The following is a 14,857-nucleotide window of genomic DNA, read 5'->3' as shown; positions in this document are numbered from 1 at the left end:
CGGACCCAGCGAAAGGACCCAGGCATGAGCAGCCCGCCTCTGCTGCGGGGCGCCCCCGCCCGCACGGACCTCACCGGCCCCGCCCGCACCGATCTCGCCGGCCTCGCCGGCCCCGCCCCGCGCGGCCTCGACGCCGCGGAGCTCGCGGCGGTCGCCGGGCGGATCAGGGAGCACGTCGTCGCCATGTGCGCCGGCCCGGAGGGCGGCCACCTCGGCGGATCGATGTCGCTCGTCGAGATCCTGTCCGTCCTCTACTTCCGGGTGATGCGGCACGACCCGCGCTTCCCCGGCCTGCCCGACCGCGACGTGCTGCTGCTCAGCAAGGGCCACGGCGGCATCGCCCTGTTCGCCACGCTCTGCGAGGCCGGCTACTTCCCGGCCTCGGCGCTGGAGGAGTACGCCCGCCCCGGCAGCCACTTCATGGCCCACCCGCACCCGGAGATCCCCGGCGTGGAGATCGCCTCCGGTTCGCTCGGCCACGGCCTGGCGCTCGGCGTCGGCTACGCCCTGGCCAACCGGCTGGACGGCTCGGACCGCCGCTGCTTCGTGGTGATGGGCGACGGCGAGCTCCAGGAGGGCTCGGTGTGGGAGGCGGCCTCGGTGGCGTCCGCGCACCGGCTGGCCGGGCTCACCGCGATCGTGGACCGCAACGGCCTGCAGATCACCGGCGGGACCGAGACGGTCAACTCGCTGGAGCCGCTGCCGGACCGCTGGCGGTCCTTCGGCTGGCGGGTCCTGGAGGTCGACGGCCACGACGCCGCCGCGCTGACCGGGGCGCTGACCCGGCCGGCCGACCCGGTGCGGCCCACGGTGGTCCTCGCCCGCACCGTCAAGGGCAAGGGCGTGCCGTTCATCGAGGGCCAGGCGCGCAGCCACTACGCGCGGCTGAGCGGGCGCCAGCACCTGCGGGCGCTCAACGCGGTGCGCGCCTCGGCTGGCGGTGAGCGGTGATGGCGACGGCCCTGGCGCCCGCCCCGGCCCGGTCCGCCCGCGAGGTGTACCGCGACACGGTGGCCGCGCTGCTGCCCGGCGAGCCGCGGCTCGTCGTCCTGGACAGCGACACCGGCCTCTTCGGCGGAGTGGACTTCGGGTCCGCCGCCGACCGCTACCTGAACCTGGGCATCGCCGAGCACACCCTGATGGGGGCGGCGGCCGGCCTCGCCCGGGAGGGCCGGATCCCGCTGGTCAACACGATGGGGGCGTTCGCCTCGTCGCGCGCCGTGGAGGCCGTGAAGATCGACATCGCGATGGGCAACCTGCCGGTGCTGATCGCGGCCACCCACTGCGGCGTCTCGGCCGGCCACCTGGGCCCGACCCACCACGCCCTGGAGGACATCGCGGTGATGCGGGCGCTGCCCCACATGACCGTGGTCGTCCCGGGCGACGCGGCGGGCACCGAGGAGCTGCTGCGCCAGGCGCTCACCCTGGGCGGCCCCGTCTACCTGCGGATGGGCCGGGGCGCCACCCCGGACCTGCCAGCCGGGCCGCCGCTGCGGCTGGGCAGGGCGCAGCGGCTGCGGGAGGGCACCGACGTCACCCTGGCGGCGTGCGGGCCCTACCCGGTGCTGGCCGCGCTGGAGGCCGCCGACCTGCTGGCCGCCGAGGGGATCTCGGCGACCGTGCTGCACCTGCACACCGTCAAGCCGCTGGACACCCCGGCGCTGCTGAGCGCGCTCGGCGTGCGGGACACGGTGATCACGGTGGAGGAGCACTGGCGGTCCGGCGGCTTCGGCTCGGCGGTCGCCGAGGCGCTGAGCGCCGTCCGCCCGGTGCGGGTGCACCGGATCGCGCTGCCGGACGAGTTCGTCCCCGTCGCCGGCAGCCAGCGCTATCTGCTGGAACGGGGCGGGGTCAGCGCCCGGGAGATCGCCGCGCGCGCCCGCGCCTCCGTCGAGACCGGCCCGGGAGGCCCCCGTTGAGCACCGCGTACGACACCACCGCTTCCCCCGCCGCGCCGGGCACCGGGTCCGGCGCCGGGGAGACCTACCGCGCCGCCGGCTGGTGGCGCGACACGACGATCCTGCACGACCTGCGCCGCTGGGCCCGCGAGCGGCCCGACACGCCCGCCCTGGTCTGCTACCGGGGCGAGGAGGCCGAGACCGTCGGCTACGCCGAACTGGCCCGCCGGGTCGACCGGCTGGCGGTCGGCCTGCTCCGCCTCGGGGTCCGCCCCGGCGACGTGGTCACCCTGCAACTGCCCAACTCCTGGGAGCTGGTGGCGCTCTGCCTGGCCGCCGCCCGGGTCGGCGCGGTCGCCGGCCCGGTGGTGCCGGTGATGCGCCGCCGCGAGGTCGCGTTCATGACCCGGCTCACCCAGAGCCTGGTCTACATCGCGGCCGCCGAGTTCCGCGGCTTCTCCTACGCGGAGATGAGCGCGGAGGTCGCCGCCGAGGTCCCGACGCTGCGCCACCGGGTGCTGCTGGGCGGGGACGGGGCGGACGGCGCGCTGGACTTCGTGCGCGATCTGTACGGGCCGGAGCCCGAGCCGGAGCTGCTGGCCTCGCTGGACGCCCTGGAGGCCGGGCCCGACGACCCCGCGCAGGTCATGTTCACCTCCGGCACCACCGGCGAGCCCAAGGGCGTGCTGCACAGCCACAACACCCTGTACGCGATGAACCGGGCGCAGGCCGACACCCTCGGCCTGACCGGCTCCGAGGTCACCGCGATGGGCTCCCCCACCACCCACCAGGCCGGCTTCACCTGGAACTTCGTGATGCCGATGCTGCTCGGCGCGACCGCCGTGCAGGTGGACCGCTGGGACCCGCGGCTGATGCTGCGGGTGCTCCAGGAGCGGCGGGTGACCTTCTTCATGGGCGCCCCGACCTTCCTGTCCGACCTGATCGACGCCCAGCGCGAGACCCCGCACGACCTGTCGGCGCTGCACAGCTTCGCCACCGGCAGCGCGCCGATAGCGCCGCTGCTGGTGGAGGACGCCGACGAGGTCCTCGGCTGCCGGGTGTACGCCCTGTGGGGCATGACGGAGAACGGCTGCGTCACCGTCACCCGGCCCGGGCAGCCGGTGCTGCGGGCGGCGGAGAGCGACGGGACCGCCGTGCCCGGCATGGAGGTCCGCATCGTGGCGGAGGACGGCACGCCGGTGGCGCCGGGCACCCCCGGGCTGCTCCAGGTGCGCGGCGCCGCCCAGTGCCTGGGCTACTTCCGGCGGCCGGAGGTGTACGCCGCCTCGGTGACCGCCGACGGCTGGTTCGACACCGGCGACCTGGCCCGCGACGACGGCCGGGGCGGGATACGGATCACCGGCCGGGTCAAGGACGTGATCATGCGGGGCGCCGAGAACATCCCGGTCCTGGAGGTCGAGGCGGCGCTGCTGCGGCACCGCGCGGTCAAGGACGTCGCGGTGGTCGGCTACCCGGACGCGCGGCTCGGCGAGCGGGCCTGCGCCTTCCTCGTCACCACCGGCGACGCCCCCGGCCTGGAAGACGTGCGCACCCACCTGGCGGGGCTCGGCATGGCCCGGACGTACTGGCCCGAGCGGCTGGAACTGGTGCCGGCGCTGCCCCGCACCCCCTCCGGAAAGATCCAGAAATTCGCGCTGCGGGACCGGCTCCGGGCCCGGGAAGGAGAGACGGTCTCATGAACTTCGGCTTCACCGCGGAGCAGGAGGAGCTCGGCAAGCGCATAGGGGCCTTCGCCGAGGAGCGGGTGGCGCCGCACCGGCGGGAGAACGACCGGCGCGGGGCCTACCACCCGGAGCTGATCGGGGACATGGCGGAGGCCGGCCTGTTCGCGCTGCGCGTCCCGGAGGCGTACGGCGGTCTCGGTCTGGACGCCGTGAGCGCGGGCATCGCGCTGGAGAAGCTGGCGGCGGCCGACCTGTCGGTGTGCTTCCCGGTGCTCAACGCGGCGCTCATCGGCGGGGTGCTGGCCGCCAGCGGCGCCCCGGAGCAGCTGGAGCGGTGGCTGCCGCCGATCGCGCGGGGCGAGGCGCTGGTGGCGCTGGCCCTGACCGAGCCGGGGCACGGCACGGACGCGGCGGGCATCGGCATGCGGGCCGAGCCCGACGGCGACGGCTGGATCCTGTCCGGCGAGAAGACCTCGATCATGGTGACCGCGTACGCCACCCACGCGCTGGTCTTCGCGCGGACCGGCGGCGAGGGCGCGCACGGCATCAGCGCCTTCTACGTCCGGGTGGACGGCGAGCACGTCCGCAAGGAGCGGCTGACCGACCTGGGCTGCCGCTCCGGCGGCCGGGGCCGGCTCCTCTTCGACGGGCTGCGGGTCGGCCCCCAGGACCTGGTCGGGGCGGTCGGCGGCGGCTTCGCGGCGGTGATGCGCGGCTTCGGGGTGTCCCGGGCGCTGATCGCGCTGATGGCCATCGGCGTCGCGGACGCGGCGCTGGCGGCGGCGTACGCGCACGCCTCGGAGCGGACCGCCTTCGGGCAGCCCATCAGCCGCTTCCAGTCGGTGGTCTTCCCGCTGGTGGAGCACACCACCCTGATGCACGCGGCGCGGCTGGTGTGCTTCGAGGCGCTGTGGCGGGCGGACGAGGGCGAGGACCCCCGCATCCCGTCGAACATGGCCAAGTGGTGGGCCCCGAAGGCGGCGGTGGAGGCCGTGCACCAGGCCCTGCTGACCCTGGGCCACCAGGGGTGGAGCGAGGACGGTCCGGTGGCCCAGCGGCTGCGGGACGTCATCGGCCTCCAGCTCGCGGACGGCACCGCGGCGGCCACCAAGCTGACCGTGGCCCGGCTGCTGCTCGGCAAGGAGCACGCGCCGTGACCGCCCCGGCGGCCGAGGTCCCGGCGGGGGCGTTACGGTCGGCGGACGCCGTCCGGTCGGTCGCGGCCCTGCTGTCAGCGGGCGCCGGCGGACGCGGCGGCGCGCCGCCCCTGGCGGTAGACCTGCATCTTGGAGCGGGTGCCGCAGACGGCCATGGAGCACCAGCGGCCGCTGCGGTTGCGGGCCCGGTCGTAGAAGGCCCATTCGCAGCGGTGCTCGTGGCAGGACTTCAGCCGCGGCCAGGTGCCCTCGTGGACGGCCTCGACGACGATGCCGAGGACCCGGGCGATCATGCCGCGGGTGCCGGTGCCGGCCGGCCGGAGTCCGGGGGCGCCGTCCGCGCCGAAGCCCAGGACCAGCGGGCAGCCGGCGGCGACGCGCTCGATCAGGGCGCGGGCCTCCGGGTCGTCCCCGGCGCCGTTGTTCGCCCGCATCAGGGCGCGCAGCGCCTCCCGTACCGCGACCGCCTCCGCGCGGTCGGCCTCGGTGGGGGCCCCGGCCCCCGCGGGGAAGCCGTTCCGCTCCATCCACCGGACCAGGGCGGGCACGGACGCGAACGCGTCCGGTCCGAACTCGACGTTGACGCTGTTGACGAAGGACTGCACCAGGGCGAGCCGGCCCGGGGCCACCTCGCGGTCGCCCGGCTGACGCACGCGCTGGGGTTCGGTCATCCCACGGACCCTACCGGCCCATCGGACGCGCCGGTATCCCCCACGTTCATCACACCCCCCATGAAAGGAACATCATGACCAGCACCAACGCCGCGGCCGGCGCCCGGCCGCCGCTCCTCCTGCTGTGCGCGGCGCAGTTCATGCTCGTGCTCGACTTCGCCATCGTGAACGTCGCCCTGGCCGCCATGCAGCGCGACCTGGACTTCTCGGCCGGCGGCCTCCAGTGGGTCGTCGGCGCCTACGCCCTCTTCTACGGCGGCTTCCTGCTGCTGGGCGGGCGGGCCGGTGACGTCTTCGGGCGCAAGCGGATGTTCGTGGGCGGCCTGGCCGTCTTCACCCTCGCCTCGCTGGCCGGCGGCCTCGCCCACGAGCCGTGGCTGCTCGTCCTGGCGCGCGCCGTGCAGGGCCTGTCGGCGGCGGCGGTCTCCCCGGCGGTCCTGGCGATGATCGCCGGCGGCTTCCCGGAGGGTCCGGAGCGCGTGAAGGCGATGGGCGTCTTCGGCGCGGTCTCCTCGGCCGGCTTCACCGGCGGTGTCGTCGCGGGCGGTCTGCTCACCGAGTACCTCACCTGGCGCGCCGTCATGCTCGTCAACGTCCCGGTCGGCGTCCTGCTCGTCGCCCTGGCCGCCAAGCGCCTGACCGCCGACCACCGGGCCACCCGCTCCACCAGCCTGGACCTGCCCGGCGCGGTCCTGGTCACCTCGGCGATGTGCGCCCTCACCTACGGTCTCACCGCGGCCTCCGACAAGGGCTGGGGCGCGACCCCCGTCCTCACCGCCCTGGGCGGCGGCGCGGTCCTGCTGATCGCCTTCCTGATCGTGCAGACCAAGGTCGCCCAGCCGCTCGTCCCGCTCTCCATCTTCCGCAACCGGGCGCTGTCGGCGGGCAACGGGATCGCGTTCCTGTCCGGCGGCGTGATGTCGGTGTCCACCTTCTTCATCACCATGTACATGCAGCAGGTGCTCGGGTACTCCGCGCTCAAGGCGAGCATGGGCTTCTTCCCGCAGGCGTTCGTGGTCTTCCTGTTCAGCCTGCCGGTCGTCAAGCTCACCCACCGGCTCGGCGCCCGCAACGTGCTCATCGCCGGCGGCGTGCTGCTCGCGATCGGTTCGGGCCTGCTGGCCCGGGTGACGGCGGACAGCTCGTACCTGCTCGGCGTGCTGCCCGGCGGCGTGCTGCTCGGCCTCGGCGTGACCGTCATGATGATCGCCACCGCCATCGCCGGCACCAGCGGCGTCAGCGGCCCGCAGATGGGTCTGGCCTCCGGTCTGTTCAACTCCAGCCGCCAGCTCGGCGTCGGCCTCTGCCTCGCCGTCGGCGTCGCCCTGGCCGGTGTGGTCCACGGCACCGCCGCGGCCATCCCGGTGGGCGGCTTCCAGGGCGCCTTCTGGTTCACCACCGCCCTCTCCGTCGCGATCGTCGCGGTCTCGGTCCTCGGTCTGCGGCGCACCGCCGTCGCCGCCGCGGCCCCGGCCGCCGCCGCCCCGCAGAAGGCTCCGGCCGCCGCCCCCGCGACGGCCGCCGCCAAGTAGGCACCACCCGGCCCGGCTCCCGGCGGCCGGCCCCGTGGCGACGGGGCCGGCCGCCGCGGTGCTTCCCGGGCCCGGCCCGCACCCACCACCGCACAGGAACCAGGAACCAGGAGAAGAGGAGCAGGCGATGACACACGTACTCGTCGCGGGGGGCGGCATCGGCGGACTCGCCGCCGCGCTGGCCCAGGCGCGGGCCGGACACCGGGTGACGGTCCTGGAGGGCCGGCCGGAGTTCTCGGAGATCGGCGCGGGCATCCAGCTGGCGCCCAACGCCTTCCATGCCCTCGGCGTGCTCGGCGTCCGCGACCGGGTGGCGGAGCGGGCCGACTTCATCGACGAACTGCGCCTCCTGGACGGCACGTCGGGGCGGCGGCTGGCCGCCCTGGAGCTGGCCGGCGCCTACCGGGCCCGGTTCGGCGGCCCGTACGCCGTGGTCCACCGGGGCGACCTGCACCGGGCGCTCCTCGACGGCTGCCGCGAGGCGGGGGTGGAGCTGCTGGCCGGGCACCGGGTGTCCGGCTACCGGCGGGCCGGGGACCGGGTGACGGCGCTCACCCAGGACGGCGCGGTCTTCTCCGCCGACGTGCTGGTCGGCGCCGACGGGCTGCGCTCGGCGGTCCGGGCGCAGCTCGTCGGCGACGGCGGGCCGCGCGTCTCGGGGCACACCATCTACCGGTCGGTGATCCCGATGGCGGAGGTGCCGCCGGAGCTGCGGCAGAAGGCCGTCGCCCTGTGGGCGGGGCCGGGCTGGCACTTCGTGCACTATCCGATCGGCGGCGGCGCCTTCCTCAACCTCGCGGCCACCCGCGACGACGGGGCGCGCGAGGAGATCGCCGGGGCGGCGGCCGAACGCGGCCGGGTGCTCGGCGAGTTCCCCGGGCTGTGCCCCAAGGCCCGGCGGCTGCTGGAGCTGGGGCGGGACTGGCGGATCTGGGTGCTGTGCGACCGGGACCCGGTCGAGGAGTGGACCGACGGGCGGGTGGCGCTGCTCGGCGACGCCGCGCACCCGATGCTCCAGTACGCCGCCCAGGGCGCCTGCATGGCCCTGGAGGACGCGGTGGTGCTGGGCCGGCTGCTGGACGGCGACCCGCGCCGGGTCCCGGAGCGGCTGGTGGAGTACAACGCCCTGCGGCGGGAGCGCACCGCCCGCACCACCCTGACGGCGCGGATGCTGGGCGAGCGGTTCTACCACCCGGCCGGGGCCGGGGCCGCCGAGCGCGACGCGCTCCTCGCCGGGCTCTCCCCCGAGGAGCTGCGCGGGGCGGTGGCCTGGCTGCACGGCAGCACCTCCTTCACCGAGGCCCCGGAATCCGTCCCCGCGGCCCCGGAGCCCGCCCTCGCGTGACCCGCTCCCCCGGCCCCGCGCCCGACGACGGCCCCGTTCCCTCTCCGGAGGGGCGGGGCCGTCGTCACGGGCGGGGCCCGGCGGCGTACCGGGCGGCCAGTTCGGCGCCGATGCGGCCCAGCTCCGCACGGACCGGGGCGGGTTCGAGGACCTCGACCAGGCCGCCCCAGCCCGCCAGGTTCCGGGCCAGGTCGAGCGGGGTGGGGGCGGCGAGCCGGACCCGGGCCCGGCCGTCGGCGGCCGTGCCGTCGGGGTGGCAGTGCCGGCCGAAGCGGTCGCCGAGGACGGCCAGGTGGCGGGGGTCGACGAGGACCGTCGCCCAGGTCCGGGCGCGCCGCCGCTCGACGTCCCCGACGACCTCCCGCCACGCCTCGGCCAGGGTGAAGTCGTCGGGCCGCTCGGCCGGTTCGCCGTTCTCCTCGGCCTCCTCGACGCGGTCGACGCGGAAGGTGCGGCGGCCCCGCTCGGTGCCGGCGATCAGGTACCAGGCGTCGTCCTTGTCGACCAGGCCCCACGGGTCGACGAGCCGCTCGGTTCGCTCCCGGGCGCCGTCGGTGTAGACGAGGCGGACCCGGCGGCGGCGGACCACCGCCCGCTGGAGCCGGTCGACAAGCTCGGGCCGCCGCCGGTCCCGCTCGCCCCACGGGGTGGGGTCGACCACGGTGGCGCCGGCCGCGGCCTCGGCGTCGGCGCGGAAGGTCCGCGGCAGCGCCCGCAGCAGCTTGCGCAGCGCCGCCTTGGCCGGTCCGGAGACCTCCGCGGCCGGGCCGACCAGCAGGAACAGCGCCTGTGCCTCGGTGGCGGAGAGGCCGCTGAGGTCGGTCCTGGCCCCGCCGACCAGCGCCCAGCCGCCGCCCCGGCCCGGCTGCGGATAGACCGGTATGCCCGCGGCGGCCATCGCCTCCAGGTCGCGGCGGGCGGTGGCGACGGAGACCTCCAGCTCCCGGGCCAGCTCGGCGGCGGTCGTCCGGCCCCGGGTCTGCAACAGCATGAGGGCCGCGACAAGTCGGTCAGCGCGCATGTTTCCGGCCTTCTCTCGGAAAGTGCTCCATAGGTGAGCACTTTGAAGCGGAAGATGGAACCTGTACAGAGAACGCACGGAAGGAACCCCCCATGCTGCGAGGACTCGCCACCGTCAACTTCTACGCGGACGATGTGGAAGCAGCCAAGGACTGGTACGTGGAACTGCTCGGCGTGGAGCCGTACTTCCAGAGCCCGGCCGAGGGCGGCCCGGTCGCCTACTACGAGTTCCGGGTCGGCGACCACCAGACCGAGCTGGGCCTCATCGACCGGCGGTTCGCGCCGCCCGGTCTGCCCGACGTCCCGGGCGGGGCGATCGGCCACTGGCACGTGGACGACGTGAAGGGCGCCCTGGACCGGCTGCTCGCCCTGGGGGCGGAGCCGTACACGCCGCTGACCGAGTACGGCCCCGGCTTCGTCACGGCCTCGGTGACCGATCCCTTCGGCAACGTCCTGGGGATCATGCACAACGAGCACTACCTGGAGATGCTGGCGGCCCGCCCCTGACGCACGGCCCGCGCCCGGCACACGGCAGTGGCCCCCACGGGCGCGTGGGGGCCACTGCTCAGGTCGCGGTCGCGGGCCGAGGGGGGATGCTCAGCCGGCGGCGGCGACCGTCCGGGCGACGAGTTCGGCCATCTTCTGGACCGTCGGCTCGTCGAAGAGGTCGACCAGTTCGAGCTCCACGCCGTGCCGCTCGCGGACCAGTTCGGCCAGCCGGGCGGCCCGGAGCGAGTCGCCGCCCAGGTCGAAGAAGTTGTCGAGCACGCCGACCCCGTCCAGCTCCAGGGTCTTGGTCCACAGCCCGTGCAGGGACTCCTCCAGCGGGCCGGCGGGGGCCTGGTAGGCGGTGTCCACCTCGGGGCGGGAGCGCGGCGGCTCGGGGAGCGCGGTGCGGTCGATCTTGCCGTTGGTGGTGGTGGGCAGGCCGCCGATGACGTACGCCGCCGGGACCATGAAGGCCGGCAGGCGGCGGCCGAGGCCGCGCCGCACGTCGCGGACCGAGGGCGCGGCTCCGGCGCCGGGCTCGATGTAGGCGGTGAGCTGGACGTCGCCCTGGCCGTCCTGGCGGGCCAGCACGGCGGCCTGCCGCACGCCGGGCAGGGTGGTGAGGACGACCTCGATCTCGCCGAGGTGGACGCGGTTGCCGCGCACCTTGACCTGGTTGTCGGTGCGGCCGACGATCTCGATGCTGCCGTCGGGCCAGTACCGGGCGAGGTCGCCGGTGCGGTACATGACCGGGTGCCGGGCCGGGTCGATCGGGTTGGCGATCCACTTCTCGGCGGTGGCCTCCGGGCGGCCCAGGTAACCGGCCGAGAGGCTGACGCCGGCGATGCCGATCTCGCCGACCACGCCGGGCGGCAGCGGCCGGAAGTCCTCGTCGAGGACGTAGATGGTGACGTTGGTGGTGGGGCGGCCGATCGGCGGCAGCCGGCGCTCGCGGCCCTCGGCGCCGAGCCGCTCCCCCAGTTCGGTGATGTCGCAGGCGGCGACGACGGTCGCCTCGGCGGAGCCGTACAGGTTGATCAGGCGGAAGGGCAGGCCGGCCGGCGGCCAGGACTGGATGCGCTCGCCGCAGACCCGGATGTTCTCCAGCGGGGTGTCCTCGGGCCACTCCAGCCGCCACAGCCGCTCGGCCATCGGCTTCATGAGCAGGGTGGTGGTGATGCCCTCGCGCAGGAACCACTCCTGGAGGCGGTACTCGGAGGCGACGACGGAGACGTCCGGGATGTGCACGGTGCCGCCGACGGCGAGGACCGGGAAGCACTCGACCTCGATCATGCCGTAGCCGGGGGCCGCCAGCCAGGTGCCCTGCGAGGAGGCGTCCATGCCGCACAGTTCGGCCATGCTGTGGATGAGGTTGCGGGCCGCGCCGAAGCGGACCATGACGGCCTTGGGGGCGCCGGTGGAGCCGGAGGTGTAGCAGATGTGGATGAGGTCGTCGGGGCCGACCGGCTCGCTGACCCCGGTGACGGGCTCCTCGCGCCAGTCGTCGGTGTCGAGGGAGAGGACCGGGGCGAGGCCCTCGACCTTCGGCTCGTGCGCGGCCAGGGTGAGGACGGCGGCGGCCCCGGCGTCCTCGATCATGAAGCGGATGCGCTCGGCCGGGAAGTCGCTGTCCAGCAGGATCGCGGCACAGGCCAGCTTGAAGCAGGCGAGCTGGGCGATCAGGCTCTCGGCGGAGCGCGGGAAGCAGACGCCGACCCGGTCGCCGGGCCGGACGCCGCGGGCGGTCAGCCGGTGGGCGAGCTGGTTGGCCCGCTCGTCGAGCTCGCGGTAGGTGAGGCGGACGCCGGGGAGGATGACGGCGAGGGCGTCGGGGGTGCGGCGGGCGTGCTCGGCGACCCGCTCGTGGAAGTAGGGGGCCGGGACGGGGCCCTCGGTGTCGTTCCACTCGACGAGGGTGCGGTGGGTCTCCTCCTCGGTGAGCAGGGCGATGTCGTGGACGGTGCCGTCCGGGTCGGCGGCGAGGGCGGCGAGGACGCGCTCCAGGTGGCGGGCGTACTGGAGGGCGGCCCGCTCGTCGAACTCCTCGCTGTCCAGGTGGAGTTCGAAGCCTCCTTCGGCGGAGAGGAGCAGGGTGAGGGCGGCGGGGGCCCGCTCGGGCCGGCCCGCGGTGGCGACGGCGGCGTGCGGCGGGCGGCCGGTGCCGGCGTCCTCGGGGGCGGTGGCCCCGGCGGCGGCGTCCACGAGGGCGGCGGCGGTGGTGTCGCCGGCCACGCGTATCGCGACCGTCCCGTCCTCGTCCGGGCGCCGGAGCCGGCCGACGAGGAGTTCGGTCTCCCCGGTGTAGCGGTGCACGAGCGCGGCCAGGGCGGCGGTGGCGTACGCCTCGGGGCGGGCCGCGGCGGCGGCGGGGACGGCGAGGGCGTGCCGGTGCGGGGCGGCGGTCCGCGCGCCGTCGAGGACGCGGGCCAGGGGCAGGGTCGAACTGGTGTTGACTGCCACGGTTGTTCATTCCTCTCGGGTGGTTCGCGAAGTCGGTCGGGGGGTCCGGGGGTCAGTGCCGGGGTCCCTGCGGGCGGGCGCGGCGCGCGTCGACCGCGGCGGCCAGCTTCTCGATCATGCGGGCGGTCTCCTGCCAGTCGACGCAGGCGTCGGTGACGCTCTGGCCGTAGGTGAGGAGGTCGGTGCGGCCGATGGTGAGGTCCTGCCGGCCGGCGGCCAGGAAGCTCTCGATCATGACGCCGGCGACGCCCTCCTCGCCGTCGGCGACGCGGCGGGCGATGTCGTCGATGACGAGCGGCTGGCGCTCGTGGTCCTTGTTGCTGTTGCCGTGGCTGGCGTCGACGACCAGTCGCTGCGGCAGGCCGGCGGCGGCGAGCTGGGCGAGGGCGTCGGCGACCGGCCCGGCCTCGTAGTTGGGTCCGGCGCTGCCGCCCCGGAGCACGACGTGCCCGTCGGGGTTGCCGGCGGTGCTGACCACGGCGGCGCGGCCGTCGTCGCCGATGCCGGGGTAGACGTGGGGGTGGGAGGCGGAGACGATGGCGTCCACCGCGTCCTCGACGCCGCCGCCGGTGGCGTTCTTGAAGCCGATCGGCATGCCGAGGCCGCTGGTGACCTGGCGGTGCACCTGGCTCTGGACGGTACGGGCGCCGATCGCGCCCCAGGAGACGGCGTCGGCCAGGTAGTGCGGGACCAGCGGGTCGAGGAACTCACAGGCGACGGGCAGGCCGCTGCCCGCGATCTGGGCCATCAGGCCGCGGGCCAGCCGCAGTCCGCTGGGCAGGTCCTGGGAGCCGTCCAGGCGGGGGTCGCTGAGCAGGCCCTTCCAGCCGGTGCGGGTGCGGGGCTTCTCGACGTAGACCCGCATGACGACGAGGAGCCGGTCGCGCTGCTCGGCGGCGAGCGCGGAGAGCCGCTCGGCGTAGGTGAGGGCGGCGGCCGGGTCGTGGACGGAGCAGGGGCCCGCGATGACCACGAGGCGGTCGTCGCGGCCTTCGAGGATCCGGGCGATCTCGCGGCGGGCTCTCTGCGCGGTCTTGCGGGCGAGCGGCGGGAGCGGGATCTCCTCGCGGAGCTCGGCGGGGGTGGGCAGCCGGGCGGCGGCGGTGGCCCCGGTGGCGGGGAGGGTGAAGGTGGCCGGTGCGCTGACGGTGCTCATGGGTGGGTGTCCCTTCCTGGAGGGTGGCGGCGGGCGGTGGGTGCGGGTCCGGTCCGGGGGCACGACGGCACGCGAGGGGCGCGTGCGGAGGGTGCGGTGCCCGGCGGTACGGGCCGTGCGCGGGGCGCGGAGGACGCGCGGGCCGTCGGCGGGTGCGGAGGCCGTACGGGAGGGGGGCGCGGGTGGTGCGGGTGGCGTGTGGGGCACTAGGGGTGTGCGGGACGCAGGTGGTGCGAGTGGCGCAGGGGTTCAGGGGGTGCGCGTCGGTGCGACCGGCGCGTGGGGTGCGGGTGGCGCGGCGTGCGGTCGGCGTGAGGAAAGGCGCGAAGAGCGGCGCGAAGAGGGGCGCGGGCCGGTCAGACGCCGTCGGCGGTGAGGACCGCGGCGGAGAAGGTGAAGCCCATGCCGGTGCCGATGACGAGGATCCGGTCGCCGGGGTTCAGGAGGTCGTTCTTGAGCAGGTGGTCGAGGCCGTAGAGCTGGTCGCAGGGGCCGAGGTGGCCGATGGTCAGGCCCAGCTCGTGCAGGGAGTCGCGGGGGGCGATGTCGAGGTGGCGGACGAAGCTCTCGCGGTGCAGGGTGCGGCCGACGAAGGGGGTGACCAGCCAGTCGACGGCGTCGGGCGCGACGTCCGCCTCGGCGAGGGCGCGGCCGACGACGCTGCGGGTGCGCTCGACCGAGCGGTTCTGCACGTCGCGCAGGGAGACCTCGCCGGTGGCGAGGAACTCGCGGGTCCTGCGGCGCATGTCGGGCTTCTCGCCGGGGGCGGTGCGGAAGGGTTCGGCGCCCCGGGAGAGTCCTTCCAGGACGGTGTCGGTCTCGCTGACCAGGGAGCGCAGGCGGAGCCGGCCGGAGCCGCGGGTGACGACGGCGGCGGCGGCGCCGTCGCCGAAGACCATGCCGGGCGAGGTGTACCAGCGGTCGCTGGGCGGGGCGAAGCGGTCGGCGAGGGTGAGCAGGGCGGACGGCACGTCGGGGCGGGCGAGGAGGGTGGAGGCGGCGACGTCGAGGCTCGCGAGGGAGCCGTTGGACCAGGCGGCGACGGTCATCGGCATGCTGTTGAGGGTGGGGCCGAGGAGTTCGCGGGCGATCCAGCAGGCGGCGGGCCACATGTCGATGCCCTGGAAGTGGCCGTGGCTGTGCAGGACGAGGGAGTCGGCGTCGACCCGGGCACCCTTCTCCGCGGCCTCCTTGACGGCCTGGCGGCCGACGGTGACGGCCATCTCCGGGGGCGCCTCGGCGGAGCGGGAGTAGCTGATCATGCCGGTGCTCGCGGCGGCGTCGGCCGCGTAGGAGCCGTCGGCCACCGCCTCGGCCACCGGCACGAGGTCACCGAGGGTGCCTCCGGTGCCGGCGATCCAGATGTCGTCGAAGCGCATCGGGCAGGTCCTTTCCAGGTGGGGGCGGGCGGGTGGGGCGGGGCGGCCGGCCGTGGTGCGGGCCC

At 75.6% G+C, this 14,857-nt stretch carries 12 protein-coding genes; 7 read left to right on the top strand and 5 right to left on the bottom strand.

All coding sequences use genetic code 11. The features are described from left to right. Positions 1–24 precede the first annotated feature (24 nt). The 4 genes from IE219_RS23180 to IE219_RS23165 are packed head-to-tail and all read left to right on the top strand — an operon-like array spanning position 25 to position 4,740. Positions 25–951: a transketolase gene (locus tag IE219_RS23180; protein WP_189980618.1), complete on the top strand. Its 927-nt coding sequence runs from the start codon at positions 25–27 to the stop codon at positions 949–951. Then, positions 951–1,919, top strand: a complete 969-nt coding sequence (locus IE219_RS23175) for a transketolase family protein (RefSeq protein ID WP_189980616.1) — start codon at positions 951–953, stop codon at positions 1,917–1,919. The genes IE219_RS23180 and IE219_RS23175 overlap by 1 nt, the downstream gene beginning before the upstream one ends. After that, positions 1,916–3,598 carry an AMP-binding protein gene (locus IE219_RS23170; RefSeq protein ID WP_189980614.1) on the top strand — a complete coding sequence of 561 codons (1,683 nt, stop codon included), beginning with the start codon at positions 1,916–1,918 and terminating at the stop codon, positions 3,596–3,598. Before IE219_RS23175 ends, IE219_RS23170 begins: the two co-directional genes overlap by 4 nt. Then, complete coding sequence (locus IE219_RS23165) at positions 3,595–4,740, top strand: acyl-CoA dehydrogenase family protein (RefSeq protein WP_189980613.1); 1,146 nt, start codon at positions 3,595–3,597, stop codon at positions 4,738–4,740. Before IE219_RS23170 ends, IE219_RS23165 begins: the two co-directional genes overlap by 4 nt. A 74-nt stretch (positions 4,741–4,814) precedes the next feature. Here IE219_RS23165 and IE219_RS23160 read toward each other — a convergent pair whose 3' ends face one another. Next, positions 4,815–5,411: a CGNR zinc finger domain-containing protein gene (locus tag IE219_RS23160; protein ID WP_189980611.1), complete on the bottom strand. Its 597-nt coding sequence runs from the start codon at positions 5,409–5,411 to the stop codon at positions 4,815–4,817. 74 nt (positions 5,412–5,485) lie between these two features. Here IE219_RS23160 and IE219_RS23155 point away from each other — a divergent pair, with 74 nt between their 5' ends. Together IE219_RS23155 and IE219_RS23150 are read left to right on the top strand one after the other, a co-directional pair. After that, positions 5,486–6,943 (top strand): MFS transporter, encoded by a 1,458-nt coding sequence (locus tag IE219_RS23155; RefSeq protein ID WP_189980609.1) that lies wholly within the window; start codon positions 5,486–5,488, stop codon positions 6,941–6,943. 127 nt (positions 6,944–7,070) lie between these two features. Continuing rightward, complete coding sequence (locus IE219_RS23150; protein ID WP_189980607.1) at positions 7,071–8,288, top strand: FAD-dependent monooxygenase; 1,218 nt, start codon at positions 7,071–7,073, stop codon at positions 8,286–8,288. 64 nt (positions 8,289–8,352) lie between these two features. Here IE219_RS23150 and IE219_RS23145 read toward each other — a convergent pair whose 3' ends face one another. Then, positions 8,353–9,309, bottom strand: a complete 957-nt coding sequence (locus IE219_RS23145; protein WP_189980605.1) for a helix-turn-helix transcriptional regulator — start codon at positions 9,307–9,309, stop codon at positions 8,353–8,355. Between the two features lie 92 nt (positions 9,310–9,401). On the opposite strand from IE219_RS23145, the gene IE219_RS23140 reads away from it, so the two are divergent. Continuing rightward, a complete protein-coding gene (locus IE219_RS23140) occupies positions 9,402–9,815 on the top strand; it encodes a VOC family protein (protein WP_189980603.1) in 414 nt (137 codons plus the stop codon). 90 nt (positions 9,816–9,905) lie between these two features. Here the strand turns inward: IE219_RS23140 and IE219_RS23135 are convergent, their stop codons facing one another. The 3 genes from IE219_RS23135 to IE219_RS23125 all read right to left on the bottom strand — a co-directional run bounded on the left by IE219_RS23135 (position 9,906) and on the right by IE219_RS23125 (position 14,792). Next, on the bottom strand, positions 9,906–12,257 hold the full coding sequence (locus IE219_RS23135; protein WP_189980600.1) for a non-ribosomal peptide synthetase: 2,352 nt from the start codon (positions 12,255–12,257) through the stop codon (positions 9,906–9,908). Positions 12,258–12,309: 52 nt separating this feature from the next. Beyond that, positions 12,310–13,413, bottom strand: coding sequence for a 3-deoxy-7-phosphoheptulonate synthase (locus IE219_RS23130; protein WP_189980598.1), 1,104 nt, complete (start codon positions 13,411–13,413; stop codon positions 12,310–12,312). A gap of 356 nt (positions 13,414–13,769) precedes the next feature. Beyond that, positions 13,770–14,792 (bottom strand): ketoacyl-ACP synthase III family protein, encoded by a 1,023-nt coding sequence (locus tag IE219_RS23125; RefSeq protein ID WP_189980596.1) that lies wholly within the window; start codon positions 14,790–14,792, stop codon positions 13,770–13,772. Positions 14,793–14,857: the final 65 nt, after the last annotated feature.

The organism is Streptomyces termitum (assembly GCF_014650175.1).
Classification (GTDB): domain Bacteria; phylum Actinomycetota; class Actinomycetes; order Streptomycetales; family Streptomycetaceae; genus Streptomyces; species Streptomyces termitum.
The sequence above is the reverse complement of the archived record's forward strand: the minus strand, read 5'-3'. Positions and strand labels throughout refer to the sequence as shown.